Here is an 18,188-nt window from a genome sequence, read left to right on the forward strand (position 1 = left end):
TGGAAGCTATTCGATGAGGGAGGAATAGGATGGTCTTTCCATGGTTGAACAACAATAAATTGATCGATCAACAGCTTTTGAAAATTAAGGAAGATCTCGTCGAAAAAATGAAATATAACGTAAATCAGACTATGCCTCCATTACAAACATGGGAACAAAACATCATTGATTCCATTGTGAACGTGACAAATACACTCAACGCTAACAACGTAACTAGAACAGCTGCATATTTAAATTTTTATATCAGGCATCCAGACATCCATTGGGCGCTCTTAGGACATATGGTTTCCCGGAATGGAGGATGGCATATGACAGATTTAAAAGGAGACTTGTTAACAAGGCTAATATCAGAAAAGGAGCAAAAAAACTACTTTTTATTTTTAGAACGTGGAAATTGGTTAATCTTTCAAGATGTATTCCCGCAATTTTTACTTTATCACCACAGCTTGCGCATGAAACGAAACTTATTTTACCTCCTCCCCTATTTAAACGTATCAACATTTATGGAAACAATCTGGAATCACTATTGGGAAAACAGAAACTATTATCTACTGGCAATCGCAACGGTCATCAATGAACAAAACTATTTAGAAAAACATGTTATTCAAAATCATCATTTTCAAAAGACCGTATTAAACACGATTGGTTTCAAGCTTTATGATTTTTTGCGATTTAATCACATCATCTTTCCGTATGTTGAAAATGAAACAAAGCCTGCTTTAATGGGGGCGACGCTGCAGCATTTTGCATCGCTTCATGAACGAATTATGTTAGGAAAACGTTTATATTCTTTGCTTTTTCACCAAGAGAACGTTTTACAAGGAGTGCTGCGTTGGGCCAAAAAAAATAAGCATACAGGTTCGAGAGCAGATTACTGGGGGCACCTCTTTCATCATGTGAAAGAATCATAGCCAGGCACAATCTATAAACGAAGGACAAAAAAGTGCGAGTTGAAAAAAGGAGAGCCGCGCATTTACAGCCCTCAATTAAAATTCGCTTGGGGAAATATCAAACACGAAGACGCGGACGGTGGAGATTGGTTCCATGATTGGAAGGTCATCCACTATTTAAAAGAAGAAACATTTTCAGGCGGGGATATTTATGAAGATTATTGTAAAACAATCGAAAAAATTGAACTTACCATCATGGCGAAAAAAGCAATTTTTCTTAGAAAGGAATAACATTGCTTTACTTGCTGCAGCACTTTTTGCCTCTTTACTTGGAACATACTTAGATTTGATTTTTGTTGAATGCAGATTTTACGCCTTTCCAAAACGATTGTTCCCGAAAATCTTCTCTATTAACATCTTGTTTACGCTCGTCATTCTACCTATTATCACCGCCTCATTTTTAATCGTCATGCATAAAATCCGTCCTTTTGTTCGCCCAATCCTACTTTGCTTAATTGGTATTTTAGCCTGCATTTTTGAACAAGCGGCTGAACGAGCGGGCGTGTTTATCCATTCTTCTAATTGGAATCATTTCTATTCTTTTTTTGGATATATCCTTTTCTTTATAATTATATGGAGATTTTACAGCATACTGGTGAATTCTCCCCAAAACAATTAGGGCTGCAACGTTCAGCCCTTTTGAAGCTGTCGATTACGGGAAAAGAGGCTCCCAATAAAAGGATCAATGAGATCTTTCTGGAGAATGATAAATCGGTGATTTTTTCGGTCTTGACAATAATTGCTGTTTTAAGCCCGACAGCATAATTAACGGCATCGATTTTGAAATGGCTGAAGCATCTAGCAAAAATATTATTATATTTGATTTAACACATAATCTTCCAATTCGCTTTCGCTGTATTGATTGGCAACTTGATGAATTTTCCCGTTTTTCAGCAATAATATTTCATCGGCCAATTTATGGGCGATCGGGATCATATGCGTGGAAAGAAGAACAATATTTCCCCTTCTGGCATAAGAAACGAGCTTCTTATAAGTTTCAGCAATGTTAATCGGGTCTAAAGATACTAGCGGCTCATCCAACAGCAATACCTTCGGTTTTATTAAAAAAGCAACGGCTAAAGCCAGTTGGTGCTTCATTCCATGTGAATAATTGATGACCAGTTCGTGGATAAACGACTGAATTCCTTGTTCTTCACAAAACCTTTCCAATTCAACTTTCGACATATTCAAATGATAGATTTTTTGAATAAAATCTAAGTTGTCAAAGCCAGATAAAAAATCTAGAAAAATTGGCTTCTCTGAAACATAATGAACAAGCTCATTAAGCTTTTTGTTATCTTTTATTATAATCGTGCCGGAATCATAAGCTAAAATGCCGGACAAAATTTTCATCAATGTCGTTTTCCCCGCACCATTTCTCCCTAATAGACAATAGATATTATTTGGTTCTAATGTAAATTGAACTCCTTTTAATATTTCCATTTTCGCCCGATACGACTTTTTTAAATCCGCAACTTGAATCATCTATTTCAACCCTAACTTATGTTAATTTTTAACATTTCCCTCTATATTTAAAGAGGAGACAACATAATCCCATTGTTGATTCTTAATTGAAGCTGACTGCAAGCCAACGCGACCGCTGTCTTCCCAGCCTATATAAAATGAAGCGAAATGTTGATAAGCTGTCCATGACCGATCGCTGTTGAAAAAGCAGCAAAAATTAGCATAGTGAATAATGCGACAAAAATGGTGCGTTTTATCAATAAATTTTCGTAGAAGCCGATTGTTTAGGTAAATTCCAAGCACGCCATCATTCAAAAATCAATGAAATCGCTCATAAAAGAAGCCTCTTATTCGATCGATTTTATGAAAAATTAAAAATAAAATTGTACAAACACAAATGAGACTTAGCATTTCTCCTAAAAATAAATTGTTTAAACCTATTAGACGCAGCAAGGATTTTATAGCAGCAACGAAGGCAAAAAAGAGAACGATTAAAATCCCGCCTAATTTTTCAAACGCTTTTTCGTCAATAAAATATTTTTCAAATTGATAAATAAACGTACAATAAATGATTAGACTGGAAAATATAAAGGCAAATCCTAATAAAATAAAGGATAATGCTGCCAGATCAGCAGATATCAACTTCGCAGAAATTAGTAAAATCACCACAATGAAGTGTAATGCACCCCTTTGTCAAGACACAAATTGATAATATTTAAGTTATCCATTCTCTCCTTTCGCTATGAATGTGGTGCGTGTGCGATAAAGGCTTGACATGGAGCCTCTACGGGCACGATTTTTTGCGCTGGAGCGATGGACAGATAACATCGCATGGCTAAAACAGCCTATCATGCCCGTCTCTCCATATAAAGCCTCTCATCACGTTCGATGGTTAGGATGCTTGAGCCATCTTAGGTTGCTTGTACACTGTTGCTGGCGTCAAATAGTCCAAGGATTGGTGAGGTCGGTCTGTATTATAGAACGTAACATAGCGTCGAATGCCTTTTCGCAACTCTTTAGGATTATCGAATTCATTGAGATAGATACATTCATACTTTAAAGCTCTAAAGAAGCGTTCCGTACGACTATTGTCTGTTGCTCGTCCTTTGCCATCCATTGATACCTGGATGCCATACTCTTTCAACAGCCCGAGATAGTCAGCGTTTGTAAAATGGCTGCCCTGGTCACTATTGATGATGGTCGGCTTACCATGACGCAATGCCCGCTTCAGACAGTTGATGACAAATCCTTTCTCCAGCGTACTAGATAACTCGTAATCGATCACTTTGCGGCTGAACCAGTCGATGATGGTAAACAGGTACATAAAGCCCCGTCCCATACGAAGGTAGGTGATATCCACTCCCCATACATGGTTCGGACGGGTGATCTCCCATCCACGGAGCAGGTAAGGCCGGCAGTACTTGGCATGTAGCCTCTTACTAAGGTTGGGTTTTGGGTAAATAGCTTGTATACCCATAAGGCGCATGAGACGGCGTACGCGTTTACGATTCACATCAAATCCTTTCTCACGAAGTTTCGCAGTCATGCGCCTGTAGCCAAAGTAGGGATGAGCTGTATAAAGCATATCCATTTCGTGCATGAGCATGATGTTTTCTGAGCTTTCTGTTTGCCCCTTTGATTGGCGATACACGCTAGTACGATGAATACCTAATAACTGTGCCTGACGCTTGATGCTGATCGATGGGTGATTGAATTCGACCATAGCCTTTCGTTCGTCAACAGACTTATTTGAGTCCAGATTTTTTTTTCAGCCAGTCAACTTCAACCGTTAACTGACCTACCAATTTCTCTAAATTTTCTTGTTTGGCCTCATATTCTTTACGGATTTTATCCACTTCGCTTGAGCCTTTTTCAAAGACCATCGAGGATCGTTCTAGAAATTCTGCTTTCCAACGACTGACCATGACTGGGCTTAATTCATATTTGGCGGCTATTTCATTGACGGTTTGCTCTTCACGCAACACCTCAAGAACCACCTTAGCTTTAAATTCTGCGGTATATCGGTTTCTTTTTTTCATGGTATCATTATAACTTATTTATCACGCTCATGTGTCTCACCTTATGGGAGCATTATAAAGTATTGAACCCATAAAATATACGAAAACATAACAGACGTTTGAATGATCGAAAGTTTATGTCTTTTACAAAGCAAAATGATATTCGAATGATTATGATTCATGAATAGAGAAATAAATAGAAAAACTGTAAAAAGGGATATATCATTCACCTTTATAGGAAGAGATTCGACAAATAGAAACAGCAGAACAGTTAATGTATACGTCACGAAAAAATGGCTGTTGATGATCCCGTTTGATCTTATATAATTGAAAAAAATATATAATGACTTCTTTTTAGGCAAATGGTATTTAGAAAAAGATCGTATTATTTGCTTTTCAATGAATAAATAATCGCAGGCTTTATGAAAGAAAAACAAGCAAATTCCTATTAAAACAATGCCCAGCAAAAACAGCCATCCATGTATTCTCAACTCATATAAATTGACTTCGGTAGGGACAAATTTTATTACAAAATCCGCAAAATCTCCGTGAATAAAATAACGAACGGCAGAACCAACAAAAAATTCAAGATCTTCTTTTTTTCCATTGATGAATAAACAGAGAAGCAAATAAATGAAAGAAATAATGAACCGATTGCTTCCAAAGGGGTAGCTTCGCTTGAACACAAATAATAAAAATTTTATAAATGCCAGCACAAACCCATAGAAGAACAAAAATGAAAAGATTTGCAGAAGAAAAACAAAGCCTGCATAGGAGTTGTAATATGTCTGTACGATAAAAAAAGGCAATGACACGAGCAAAAGAAACAGCCATATTAAAAAGAAGCCTAAAAATTCATTAGTGATGATCAATTTCTTCTTTATGTCTGCTGAAAATCTGCTTTCAATTGCAAAATTGCGAATTTCATCGCTAACACCGCTTCCAGCCTGAATTATACACAGCTGCAAAATATATAAGATAATCAATAAATTCAATGTTTTTATGGGCAAGGAAATATGGTGAAACAAGATTTGGAATAAGACCGCAAGTACAAACCAGAATATATAAGCAGCCAAACATACAAAAACAGCATATCTTTTCAGTATTTGAAGGATCGGATTAAAAATATTAGACTTCAATCCAATTCCATCGCTTAAATAAAAAAGCCTGTTTATAAATACTTTGATGATTTTATTCGTTAATAAATAGCATAATTTTAAATACATGTCTTATCATACTCGCTTACACAAGTTTAGATCGGTTTTCTCGTGAATAAGGATGAATCATGTGATATTTTAAGAGTACTAAATTTTAAAAGCCGCTTTTAGTGCACCCTTTATAATAAACTGCATAACTTCATCCTGATGCCATATTAGAAAAGATCACGTCACATAATGTATTCTTCATCAAATACGTAACCTCCTAAAAATGTAAAAGCCAAATAGACGAATAAAGAAAAAATGGTGAAAAGGAGCGGCTTTTTCCAGCTTAAATTCGCCATTCTTTTCAATAGAATAAAAAGAGCAAAAAGACCTGAGAGTAAAAACGGATTGGCTACAATGAAAAAAATATTCGAAGTATCTCGGAACATAAACAATTGCCAAATAATCGATAGCGCTAAAAAAGAAGTGAAAATAAGATAAACTCTATAAAATAAAGAAAATTGTAAAGGAATTCTAAATAGAAATTTTACGAAAAAATGAGTAATGGAAGCTCCTACAAATAATTGCATTATGACTGATAATATAATAAACACGAGGACAATTCCGAAAATTGCATAAGCCGGCGCCCCTTCTTTTTTCAGCATGATTGGAATATTTTCCGCCTCTGAGCCCATCGATATATAGATGGACAGAATGATCGAAATGAACGACAATGTAAAAGCAATAAAAAACAATACATAGCTGGAAAATTTATTATCCTTTATCCATTGGATCATTTTTTATCACTCATCTCGCTTTTTAGCAAATGAATTATAAGTCTAGTTTTATATCTTAATGGAATATATAACCTTTATTTGAATTTATAGTAATTTATGTTGAAATTTTTATCAAGAAAAATTTTGTATTTTTCTTTTTCAAAATGAAAAATAGCAGAACGGTGCTCACGAGAAAGGAATCATGGCGAAATGAAAAAGCATCGGTTAAAACCGATGCTTTTTATCGTTATTTATTCAGCCAATCTGTATGGAAGATGCCTTCTTTGTCAACGCGCTGATACGTATGAGCGCCGAAATAATCGCGCTGTGCTTGAATTAAGTTTGCCGGCAATGTTTCAGTGCGGTAGCTGTCATAATAAGCAAGAGCGGCAGAGAAGCACGGCACTGGAATTCCTCTTTCGATGGCAATCGCAATAACTTGTCGTAAAGCTCCCTGATAGCTTTCAACAATTTCTTTAAAATAAGGGTCCAACAGTAGGTTTGGAAGATCAGGGTCGCGATCGTAAGCGTCTTTGATTTTTTGCAAAAACGCTGCGCGGATGATGCAGCCGCCGCGGAAGATCATGGCAATATCGCCGTATTTTAAATTCCAATTATACTCTTCGCTTGCTGCTTTCATTTGCGCAAACCCTTGAGCATAAGAACAAATTTTGCTCATGTACAGCGCTTTGCGAACAGCTTCAATGAGTTCTTCCTTGCTTCCTTCATAAGGCCGTACATTCGGTCCGCTCAACAGTTTGCTTGCTTTAACACGCTCTTCCTTCATGGCGGAAATAAAACGGGCAAATACCGATTCAGTAATGATCGGAAGAGGGATTCCTAAATCGAGCGCGTCTTGGCTTGTCCATTTTCCTGTTCCTTTTTGCCCGGCGGTGTCAAGAATGACATCGACAAGCGGTTTTCCTGTTTCTTCATCGATTTTTGTGAAAATATCTGCTGTAATTTCAATTAAATAGCTGTCGAGCTCTCCTTTATTCCATTCAGCAAACACTTCATGAAGCTCTTGAGCATTTAACCCTAGAACATGTTTTAAAATGAAGTAAGCTTCGGAAATTAATTGCATATCTCCGTATTCAATGCCGTTATGCACCATTTTTACGTAATGTCCTGCTCCATCTGGACCAATGTAGGTGGTGCACGGCTCACCATTTACCTTAGCGGCGATCGCTTCAAAAATTGGACGCACAAGCTCATGAGCCTCTTTTTGTCCTCCCGGCATGATGGAAGGGCCTTTTAAAGCTCCTTCTTCCCCGCCGGAAACCCCTGTGCCAATGAAATGGATGCCGCGTTCAGCGAGCTGTTTGCTGCGGCGTTGAGTATCTTTATAATATGTATTTCCGCCGTCAATTAAAATATCTCCTTCATCGAGATATGGAAGAAGCTGTTCAATAGTTGCATCAGTCGCAGCACCCGCTTTAACCATCAGTAAAATTTTTCGAGGCTTTTCAAGAGAATTGACAAATTCCTCTATACTATACGTTCCGACGATTTTTTTTCCTGCTGCTTCTTTTAGCATTTCGTCTGTTTTTTCTGAAGAACGGTTGTAGACAGAAACGCTGTAGCCTCTGCTTTCAATATTCAATGCTAAATTTTTTCCCATTACTGCTAATCCGATAACACCTATTTGCTGTTTTGACATATGAATACGTCCCTTTCTATTTCGAATAACTATTCTACAGAACTGAAAATACCATAATTAATAGATTGTTTTCAAGTCAAAGCCATATACAAAGTACAGGCTTAAAAAACTTATTTAAAGAAAAAATCTTTCCCGAAGCTCGAGCCGAAAGAATCAATCTCTTTATGCATGCTCAGTCCTTTTTTGATAATTCCTTCTCCATATTTTTCAGACAATTTTTCTATCGCCTGATGGAGCGGTTCATTTTTCGCTTCTTCTTCAAAAGTAAATAGATCAAGCTGTTTAAAAGCATTTTTTTTGTGCATCACATCCTGCCCTGTTATGCCGAGCAGGCGCACAGGCTCGTTTTTCCACAGCTTTTGAAAAACAATCAAAGCATGCTGGAAAATTGTTCTTTCATCATCGGTTGGGTTTTCTAATTTCATACTTTTTGTTACAGTCGTCCGGTCTTTATAGCGAAGCATCACTGCAACTTTTGTCGCTACCGCCTCTTTTTTCTTCAATCGGAGACTTACCGATTTCGCCAAACTTTTCAGGGCATTCTTTAACTCTTCTTCATTTGTTGCATCTTCGGGCAGCGTCATCTGATTTCCGACGCTTTTAAAATCATAAACGGACGATGGATCAACCGGGCGATGGTCAATGCCGTTTGCTTTTTCTTTTAACCTTAATCCATTAATGCCAATTATTTTTTCTAATTGAACGTCGTTTCCTCTTGCAAGGTCACCGATTGTCCGAATTCCGATCTTCTTTAATTTTTCAGCTGTTTTCGCCCCTACGCCATGCATCTCTTCTACATCAAGAGGCCACAATTTCTCTTTAATATCCCTCTTCCTTAAAACCGTTATGCCTAAAGGCTTTTTCATATCAGAAGCTGTTTTAGCCAAAAATTTATTCGGGGCAATTCCGATGCTGGACGGCAGCTCCAACTCATCAAGAAGCCGCTGTTGAATTTCTTTTGCCAGATCGAGCGGATGTCTTGCGACGTCTGTGACATCCATATATCCTTCGTCTATAGAAACCGGCTCTACAATCGGTGTGTATGAACATAAAATCGCAAACATTGCTTTCGATGCTTTTCGATAACGATCAAAACGGGGCTTTTTGACAATTAAATTCGGGCAAAGCTTCTTTGCCTCCCATACTGGCATGGTCGTCTTTACCCCAAACGCTCTAGCTTCATAGCTGCAAGTCACAACAATTCCTTTCCTCTCCTCCGGGTTGCCGGCTATCGCAAGCGGCAGCCCTTTTAACGACGGATCAAAGGCAGCCTCAACAGATGCGTAAAAACTATTCATATCAATATGCAAAATAACGCGGCTCATACACATCACCCAATATCATTGTACCATACATAAATAAAAGAGGCTCCCTTGTTCTTTTGAATGGGCGGACAGAGCTGAATGAAGCTGGCATTTCTTGCTGCCTGCTATGCAAATGCTTTAAAAATAAAGGAAAGGGGGTGTCTAATAAGTCGTTTTTACGGCTTATTGACGCCCCCATTAATGTTTTAGAAACGTTGATATATCGGTGTTTATGATTTTTATTTTCAATGGCGATTGGACTTTCTAGACAGCCCCGGGATTTCAAAATATAATTTTAAGGTAAATTCGTCGCTCCCATTAAGAAGCGATCCACTTCCCTTGCGGCACCTCTTCCCTCATGAATCGCCCAGACAATCAAGCTCTGTCCTCTTCTTGCGTCACCTGCGGCAAATACGCCTTCTACATTTGTTGTAAATTTGCCGTACGGAGCGTTCACTTTCCGGTTTACCGTTTCAACGCCAAATTGCTTCAGAACAGGCTGTTCCGGCCCTTCAAAGCCGATTGCGATAAAGACTAAATCGCACGGCCATACTTTTTCTGTGCCGGGTATTTCTTTAAACACCGCATTGCCGTTTTCATCAAATGATTTTTCCATTTGAATCGTATGCAATTCTTTTACATTGCCATTTTCATCGCCGACAATTTTCTTTGTTTGGATGCAAAATTGACGAGGATCCTGTCCGAATTTGCTTTTGGCTTCCTCATATGCATAATCTAACGTAAAGACCAGCGGAGCTTGAGGCCATGGATTGCCTTCCGCCCGCTCCTTCGGCAAGGCTGGATGTTTACCAAATTGCACAACGCTTTTACACTTTTGCCGCAATGCTGTCGCTACACAGTCAGCACCTGTATCACCGCCGCCAATGACGATGACATGCTTATCTTTTGCATCAATAAACTTTTTGTCTGCAAAATTAGAATTGAGCAGGCTTTTCGTCGTTTCTGTTAAATAATCCATCGCAAAGTGCACGCCGTTTAATTCTCTTCCTTCAATCACAAGATCACGCTGCTTTTGCGCTCCTGTGCATAAAACAACAGCATCATATTGGGAGCGAAGCTCATCAGCGGTGATGTCTTTGCCTACTTCCGTATTAGTTATAAACGTAATTCCTTCTTCTTCTAAAAGACGCACTCTTCTTTCAACAATTTCCTTCTCAAGCTTCATATTCGGAATACCGTACATTAATAACCCGCCGATTCGATCAGCCCGCTCATAAACCGTAACGGAATGTCCCGCTTGGTTCAATTGATCCGCACATGCCAGACCGGCAGGACCTGACCCAACAATAGCGACTTTTTTACCTGTGCGCTTTTCAGGAATTCTCGGCTGAACCCATCCTTCGTCAAACCCTTTATCGATTATTGCGCGCTCGATGCCTTTAATGGCAACAGCAGGATCTGAAATCGCAACCGTACAAGATCCTTCACACGGTGCAGGGCAAACCCTTCCGGTAAATTCAGGAAAATTATTTGTTTTTAAAAGACGGTCCAGCGCTTCCTTCCATCTACCTCTATAAACAAGATCATTCCATTCAGGGATTAAATTATGAATCGGACAACCTGATGTTAAGCCGTTGATCTCCATTCCCATATGACAGAAAGGAGTCCCGCAGTCCATGCAGCGGGCACCTTGTCTGGCAAGTGTTTCATTTGAAAACGGGAATGAATATTCCTTCCAATCATCAAGGCGGGAAAGCGGATCACGTTTTTTCTCTTCTTCGCGTACATACTCCATAAAACCTGTTGCTTTTCCCACGAGTCTCCCCCTCCTTTTCATCCATTCACTAGGTGTGCAATGAGGTTAATTTGCAACAGCCTGTAAAGCGAATGGTTCACCGGCGGTTGTTTTCTCATTCGCAACCGCTTCAAATGCTGCAAGTACAGCTTCTTCTTTCGTAAGACCTGAATTTTCCATTTTTTCAATCGTGCTGATCATTAATTTGTAGTTTCTAGGTATCACTTTAATAAATCTTCCGACATACTCTTCCCAATGATCTAATATATGCCGGGCCTTTGGACTTTCTGTATATTGGAAATGCTTCGAAATCATGTCATATACAGTGCGGATTTCTTCTTCATCTTCAAGAGATTCAAATAACACTAATTCCTTATTGGCTGTTCGTTTGAATTTCTCCTGATCATCCGCCAATACGTAAGCAATGCCTCCGGACATACCAGCTGCAAAGTTTTTGCCGACAGATCCGAGAATGACAACACGTCCTCCGGTCATATATTCACAACCGTGATCGCCGACACCTTCAACAACAGCATTCACACCGCTGTTTCTTACACAAAATCTTTCGCCGGCTCGCCCTTGAATATATGCTTCACCGCTCGTTGCACCGTAGAACGCCACATTTCCAATAATGACATTGTCACTTGATGCAAAAGATGCTTCTTTCGGGTGACGGACAATTACTTTTCCGCCGGATAAGCCTTTTCCAATGTAATCATTGGCGTCGCCAGTAAGCGTCATCGTCATTCCTTTCGGTACAAACGCAGCAAAGCTTTGACCTGCTGAGCCGTAGAAATGAAGATTGATCGTATCTTCCGGCAGCCCCTCTTCGCCATATTGTTTTGCAATTTCGCTGCCTGTAATGGTTCCAACGACGCGGTTCACATTTTTAATGTTCAAATGGAGTTCAACTTTTTCTTTCCGTTTAATTGCCTCTTCAACTTTCGGCAATACTTCGTTCACGTCTAATGACTGGTCGATTTTATGGTTTTGCGGACGTGCAAATGTTCGCGGACCCTCCACTTGATAAAGCAAGCGGGATAGGTCAAGATGCTTTGCTTTCCAATGTTTTTTTGCACGGTCGCTAACCTTCAATACATCTACTCTTCCAACCATTTCATCAATAGTTCGGAATCCGAGGCTTGCCATGATTTCGCGAACTTCCTGCGCGATGAAATACATGAAATTAACAACATGCTCTGGCTTGCCCATAAATTTTTCACGAAGTTCAGGATTTTGCGTTGCCACTCCGACTGGACATGTATCAAGATGACATACACGCATCATGACACATCCTAGAACGACTAGAGGAGCGGTTGCAAAACCAAATTCTTCTGCCCCGAACAATGCCGCCATCACAACATCACGGCCTGTCATCAGCTTGCCGTCTGTTTCAAGAACGACTCGGTCACGCAATCCGTTGAGCATAAGCGTTTGATGTGTTTCACTAAGGCCGAGCTCCCACGGAAGTCCGGCATGCTTAATGCTCGTCTTTGGAGATGCCCCGGTACCGCCGTCATAGCCGCTGATTGTAATAACGTCCGCTGCACCTTTCGCAACTCCAGCAGCAATCGTTCCTACTCCAGCTTTTGAAACAAGCTTGACGCTGATTCGGGCATCTCTATTCGCGTTTTTCAAATCATGAATAAGCTGCGCCAAGTCTTCAATTGAATAAATGTCATGGTGCGGAGGCGGTGAAATCAATTCCACACCCGGTGTAGAGCCGCGAACTTTTCCGATCCAAGGATACACCTTTTTGCTTGGCAGCTGTCCGCCCTCACCTGGCTTTGCTCCTTGAGCCATTTTAATTTGCAGCTCGTCAGCATTGACTAAATAATGGATTTTCACGCCGAAGCGGCCGGAAGCTACTTGTTTTATGGCACTTCGCTTCAAATCTCCATTTTCATCTGGAACATAGCGGTTCGGATCTTCTCCACCTTCACCGCTGTTGCTTTTTCCACCGATGCGGTTCATTGCAACCGCCAATGCTTCATGCGCTTCCTTGCTTAAGGAACCGAAGGACATTGCTCCTGTTTTAAAGCGGCGTACGATCGATTCCACCGGCTCAACTTCTTCAATAGGAATCGGTTTTCTAGATTCATTGAATTCAAACAAGTTGCGCAAAAACGTCACTTGCTCTTCATTGGCCATCTTCGAGTATTCTTTAAATAACTTATAATCGTTTTTCCGGCATGCCCATTGCAGCGTATGGATCGTTTTCGGATTGAATGCATGGTGTTCTCCGTTTCTTCTCCATTGAAATTCGCTGCCTGGATCGAGCGTTTCATCTCGATAAGTTGTTTTAAATCCTTGAGCATGACGCATTTTCGCTTCTTTTTCAATTTCTTTTAATCCGATTCCTCCAATTTGCGAGGCTGTTCCAGTGAAGTATTCCTCGATAACTTCTTCTCCAATGCCGACCGCTTCAAAAATTTGGGCTCCGCGGTAGCTTTGAATCGTAGAAATTCCCATTTTTGACATGACTTTGACGACCCCGTCTGTCACCGCTTTTTTAAATCTTTTTACTGCTTCTTTATATGAATATGGAATCGTTCCCTTTTGAACAGCATTTCGCACTGTTTCTAAAGCTAAATAAGGATTGACCGCATCTACACCATATCCTATTAGAGCCGCAAAATGGTGCACTTCTCTCGCTTCTCCGCATTCAACAATAATGCTTGCTTTCGTGCGGGTTCCTTTTTTCACCATATATTGATGCAGAGCGCTTCCGGCAAGCAGTGCTGGAATTGCTGCATATTCTTCATTTACTCCGCGATCTGATAAAACTAGAAGTGTAGCGCCGTTTTCCACCGCTTCATCAGCAGCTTGAAAGAGCTGATCTAATGCATTTTTCAAATCATCTTTAAACAAAGCTGGCAAAGTGACGCATTTAAATTCAGGATACGGATTATTTTTCAAAGCAGCGAGTTCTTCATTCGAAAGAATTGGAGATTCTAAGCGAATGCGTCGTGCTGCTGATGGATCAGGATCGAGAATATTTCCTTCTTTTCCTAACAGTGTCATCGTAGAAGTGACGATCGATTCACGAATCGCATCAATCGGAGGATTCGTTACTTGGGCAAACAATTGTTTAAAATAATTAAACAAGCTTTGCGGGCGATCTGACAGCACTGCAAGAGGAGTATCATTTCCCATTGCGCCGATCGGATCTTTTCCATCGATCACCATTGCTGCAATTGTTTTTTCAACATCTTCATACGTATAACCAAACGCTTTTTGGAGTTTGGTTAGATCGTCAACCTTTTCAACATCTTCAGGGACATTGATGTCGAAAATAGAAATCATCTGATCATTGATCCACTGGCGATATGGTTTTTCTTTGGCGATTTCTTCTTTGATTTCCTGATCAGAAATGATTCTTCCTTCTTCCAAGTCAATCAACAGCATTTTTCCTGGACTCAGCCGGTCTTTATAAAGCACATTTTCCGGTTCAACATCAATCACACCGACTTCTGATGAGAAAATAATGTAATCATCTTTCGTCACATAGTAGCGGGCTGGTCTAAGTCCATTGCGGTCCAAAATAGCTCCGATCTGCTTTCCGTCTGTAAACGAGATGGCCGTTGGACCGTCCCACGGCTCCATAAAACAGCTGTGAAACTCATAAAATGCTTTCTTATCATCATCCATTTCATCATCCCAAAACCACGGTTCAGGAATAAGCATCATCGCCGCGTGCGCCAGCTTTTTCCCTGCCAGCACAAAAAATTCAAAAGCGTTGTCTAAAATGGATGAATCGCTTCCGTTCATATCTAAAATAGGTGTGATTTTTGTCAAATCATCCCCGAAAACGTCTGAAACAAACAGCTTTTCCCTTGCAGCCATCCAATTCACATTGCCGCGCAATGTGTTGATCTCGCCATTATGGATTAAATATCTGTTTGGATGCGCTCTTTCCCAGCTTGGGAACGTATTGGTGCTGAATCGGGAGTGGACTAGAGCAAAAGCTGATTGAAATCTCTCGTCCTGCAAGTCTACATAAAATTCATCTAATTGTTCAGGCGTCAAGAGACCTTTATAAACAATTGTCCGGCTTGATAAACTTGCAAAATAAAATTCATTATTTTGAACAAGACGTTCTGCTTGTTTCCGAATAACATACAGCTTTCTCTCAAAAGTAAGCTCGTCTTGAATATCATCGCTCGCCCCAATAAATACTTGTCTGATGAAAGGTTTGCTCTCTTTTGCAAGCCAACCGATCTTTTCAGAATTTACCGGCACAGTTCTCCAACCTAATAATATTTGTCCTTCTTTTTCAATGATTTTATTGATTTCTGTTTCATAATGTATCCGATCATGTTCACGACTCGGCAAAAAGACCATTCCGACTCCATATCGTCCTTTTTCTGGAAGGTTCATTCGTCCGCAAGCAACTTTAAAATAATTGTGCGGAATTTGAACCATAATGCCTGCACCGTCTCCAGTTTTCGGATCGCTTCCTTGTCCGCCGCGGTGCTCCAATTGACAAAGCATGTGAAGGCCTTTTTTGACAATATCATGAGAAGGTTTCCCCTTCAGATGAGCATATAAACCGATCCCACATGCATCATGTTCAAATTCAGGACGATAGAGACCTTGTGCCTTTGGTAATCCTATCTGTTTCATCTCTTCTCCCCCATTCTCATGCCGATAAGTCTGTATGTATAATTGTAGTTTTCAAAAATAATATTAACAATATATAATTTAGATAATAATAATCTCATTTTGATATAAATTGCTTGGGGGTGAGTCAAATGGAACTGAGACAGCTTATATATTTTTGGGAGGTTGCGAAGCGGGAGCATGTTTCAGAAGCTGCTGAAGCCCTTCATGTCGCACAGTCGGCTATCAGCAGGCAAATAGCAAATTTAGAGGCGGAGCTCGGAGTGGAGCTTTTTGAAAGGGAAGGAAGGAATGTTAAGCTTACTCCAATTGGACGTCATTTTTTGCCCCATGTCGAGACGGCTTTAAAAGCGATCGAACACGCCAAACAGCAAATTGAAGAATTTTTGGATCCGGAAAGAGGAACAGTTAAAATCGGCTTTCCGACGAGCTTGGCAAGCCATACAATGCCGACTGTTATTTCCGCTTTTAAAGCAAAACACCCGAACGTTTCCTTTCATTTGCGACAAGGTTCTTATAAATATTTAATTGAAGCCGTCAAAAAAAGAGAAATCGATTTAGCTTTTCTCGGTCCTATTCCGACGGATGACAACGATGTGAAAGGGGATATTTTATTTACGGAATCCTTTGCAGCCCTTTTGCCGCACAATCATCCGCTTGCGCATAAAAAAAGCTTAGTGCTGACTGAATTGCGTAATGAACCGTTTGTGACGTTTCCAGAAGGTTATATTCTGCATAAAATCGTGCATGAAGCGTGTCAACAGGCTGGATTTTCCCCAATTATTTCATCGGAAGGGGAAGATTTAGATGCCATCAAAGGGCTCGTATCGGCAGAAATTGGCGTAACATTGCTGCCTGAAAGCACTTTTTATGAAACAATGCCTCGTTTTACGGTAAAAATTCCGATTGAAATGCCTCGTGTAAGCAGAAATGTCGGCATTATTATATCGAAAAATTACGAGCTGGCCCCGTCCGTTAAAGTTTTTTATCAATTTGCTAAAGAGTTTTTCTCAGTACTAGAAAAATATCAATAAAAAAGATGCTCTTCCAACACGACGCTGGAAGAGCGGAACGGCTGTCAATATTATAGAAGCCGGAGGTTGTAAAAACTATCAGAGGTCTTGCAGATGTTTTGGAGCTGTCAATTCTTATTATGAAGCCTAAGGCCTGGCACATCGGATCGTTTGCTGAGTGACGAGCTTCCGGCTTCAAATTTTCAAAGCTCTATTGGTTTGCTACCTCTTTTATAATGGCGACAACTAATTCTGCTGTTTTGACAAGCTCCTCAATCGGCATTTTTTCATTTGTTGTATGAATTTCCTCATAACCAACAGCAAGATTAACAGTCGGAATACCGAAGCCAGCGATAATATTCGCATCGCTTCCGCCCCCGCTTTTTAACAATCTGCTCTCTCTGCCGATTGTTTTGATAGCTTTTTTAGCAATTTGAACGACCTTATCTTCATCGGTAAACGTAAATCCGGGATACATTACGTTAATATCCACTTCTGCTTTTGCTCCCATTTCGGCAGCAGCTGTTTCAAAAGCTTCCTTCATTTTTTGTACTTGCTGCTCCAATTTTTCAGGTACAAGTGAACGCGCTTCAGCTAAAATATCAACGCGGTCGCATACGATATTTGTTTGCGTTCCCCCTTCAAAACGGCCGATATTTGCCGTTGTTTCTTCATCGATTCGGCCTAAAGGCATATTGGCAACTGCTTTTGCTGCAACCGTAATAGCGGAAATTCCTTTTTCTGGCGCAACCCCGGCATGAGCGGTTTTTCCGTGAATCGTCGCTTTAATTTTTGCATGTGTCGGCGCCGAAACAATAATGTCTCCAACTTTTCCGTCACTGTCCAATGCATACCCGTATTGCGCGGTAATCAGTTTTGAATCGAGCGCTTTTGCCCCAATTAAACCTGATTCTTCTCCAACCGTAATGACAAACTCGATTTTCCCGTGAGGAATGTTATTTTCTTTTAATACACGCACCGCTTCCAGCATTGCGGCAAGGCCCGCTTTATCATCAGCGCCTAAAATCGTTGTTCCGTCCGTCACAATATATCCGTTTTGTATAGAAGGTTTTACCCCTTTTCCAGGTACGACCGTATCCATATGAGAGGTAAAATAAATCGTATCAACGCCTTCTTTCGTCGCCTCTAGCGTACAAATTAAATTTCCTGCTCCATGTCCTGTTTTTTCAATTGATTCGTCTTCTATTACTTGTAGTCCAAGCTCGGTAAATTTTTGCTTTAATACATTTGCTATTTCCCGTTCAAATTTTGTTTCTGAATCAATTTTCACGAGTTCTAAAAATTCATTCACTAGCCGGTTTTCCTGAACCATTTTGTCTTTCCTCCTAATTATGTATTCATGTTTAGTGTAACCGATTTTGATTCCGCTTGTGAAATCAAAAAGAAGCTGTCGATGAAGGTTGTCCCCTCTAAAAAATCGTTGTACAATGTTTTATAAATCATGTATGTGGAGGGAATCAT

The 18,188-nt window shown here is 40.0% G+C and carries 12 protein-coding genes and 1 pseudogene; 3 read left to right on the forward strand and 10 right to left on the reverse strand.

The genetic code is table 11. The annotated features are described in order from the left end of the window. Positions 1 to 29 precede the first annotated feature (29 nt). Both RI196_RS12260 and RI196_RS12265 read left to right on the forward strand, forming a co-directional pair. A pseudogene (locus RI196_RS12260) lies at positions 30 to 1,181 on the forward strand (DUF2515 family protein). Next, positions 1,102 to 1,569: a CBO0543 family protein gene (locus RI196_RS12265; RefSeq protein ID WP_066247629.1), complete on the forward strand. Its 468-nt coding sequence runs from the start codon at positions 1,102 to 1,104 to the stop codon at positions 1,567 to 1,569. Before RI196_RS12260 ends, RI196_RS12265 begins: the two are co-directional and overlap by 80 nt. A gap of 194 nt (positions 1,570 to 1,763) precedes the next feature. On the opposite strand, the gene RI196_RS12270 is transcribed toward RI196_RS12265, so the two are convergent. From RI196_RS12270 to gltB, 9 genes are all read right to left on the reverse strand, one after another. After that, complete coding sequence (locus RI196_RS12270) at positions 1,764 to 2,435, reverse strand: ABC transporter ATP-binding protein (protein ID WP_311066306.1); 672 nt, start codon at positions 2,433 to 2,435, stop codon at positions 1,764 to 1,766. 297 nt (positions 2,436 to 2,732) lie between these two features. Further along, a complete protein-coding gene (locus RI196_RS12275; protein WP_311066307.1) occupies positions 2,733 to 3,083 on the reverse strand; it encodes a hypothetical protein in 351 nt (116 codons plus the stop codon). Positions 3,084 to 3,306: 223 nt separating this feature from the next. Further along, a protein-coding gene (locus RI196_RS12280) for an IS3 family transposase (RefSeq protein ID WP_445958362.1) occupies positions 3,307 to 4,453 on the reverse strand; the annotation gives its coding sequence in 2 pieces (ribosomal slippage) (positions 3,307 to 4,183 and positions 4,182 to 4,453; 1,149 coding nt in all). Positions 4,454 to 4,494: 41 nt separating this feature from the next. Next, complete coding sequence (locus RI196_RS12285) at positions 4,495 to 5,658, reverse strand: hypothetical protein (protein ID WP_311066309.1); 1,164 nt, start codon at positions 5,656 to 5,658, stop codon at positions 4,495 to 4,497. A 161-nt stretch (positions 5,659 to 5,819) separates the two neighbouring features. Next, complete coding sequence (locus tag RI196_RS12290; RefSeq protein WP_094246183.1) at positions 5,820 to 6,371, reverse strand: hypothetical protein; 552 nt, start codon at positions 6,369 to 6,371, stop codon at positions 5,820 to 5,822. Positions 6,372 to 6,597: 226 nt separating this feature from the next. Then, positions 6,598 to 8,010, reverse strand: a complete 1,413-nt coding sequence (gene gnd, locus RI196_RS12295) for an NADP-dependent phosphogluconate dehydrogenase (RefSeq protein ID WP_063388147.1) — start codon at positions 8,008 to 8,010, stop codon at positions 6,598 to 6,600. A 110-nt stretch (positions 8,011 to 8,120) separates the two neighbouring features. Further along, on the reverse strand, positions 8,121 to 9,341 hold the full coding sequence (locus RI196_RS12300; protein WP_066247697.1) for a DNA polymerase IV: 1,221 nt from the start codon (positions 9,339 to 9,341) through the stop codon (positions 8,121 to 8,123). Between the two features lie 268 nt (positions 9,342 to 9,609). Then, positions 9,610 to 11,091: a glutamate synthase subunit beta gene (locus RI196_RS12305; protein WP_063388146.1), complete on the reverse strand. Its 1,482-nt coding sequence runs from the start codon at positions 11,089 to 11,091 to the stop codon at positions 9,610 to 9,612. Between the two features lie 45 nt (positions 11,092 to 11,136). After that, positions 11,137 to 15,696 (reverse strand): glutamate synthase large subunit, encoded by a 4,560-nt coding sequence (gene gltB, locus RI196_RS12310; RefSeq protein WP_063388145.1) that lies wholly within the window; start codon positions 15,694 to 15,696, stop codon positions 11,137 to 11,139. Positions 15,697 to 15,824: 128 nt separating this feature from the next. Here gltB and gltC point away from each other — a divergent pair, with 128 nt between their 5' ends. Next, positions 15,825 to 16,727 (forward strand): glutamate biosynthesis transcriptional regulator GltC, encoded by a 903-nt coding sequence (gene gltC, locus RI196_RS12315; RefSeq protein ID WP_063388144.1) that lies wholly within the window; start codon positions 15,825 to 15,827, stop codon positions 16,725 to 16,727. A gap of 190 nt (positions 16,728 to 16,917) precedes the next feature. Here gltC and RI196_RS12320 read toward each other — a convergent pair whose 3' ends face one another. Continuing rightward, on the reverse strand, positions 16,918 to 18,039 hold the full coding sequence (locus RI196_RS12320; protein WP_063388143.1) for a tripeptidase T: 1,122 nt from the start codon (positions 18,037 to 18,039) through the stop codon (positions 16,918 to 16,920). Positions 18,040 to 18,188: the final 149 nt, after the last annotated feature.

The sequence above is a fragment of the Aeribacillus composti genome, assembly GCF_031760945.1.
Taxonomy (GTDB): domain Bacteria; phylum Bacillota; class Bacilli; order Bacillales; family Aeribacillaceae; genus Aeribacillus; species Aeribacillus composti.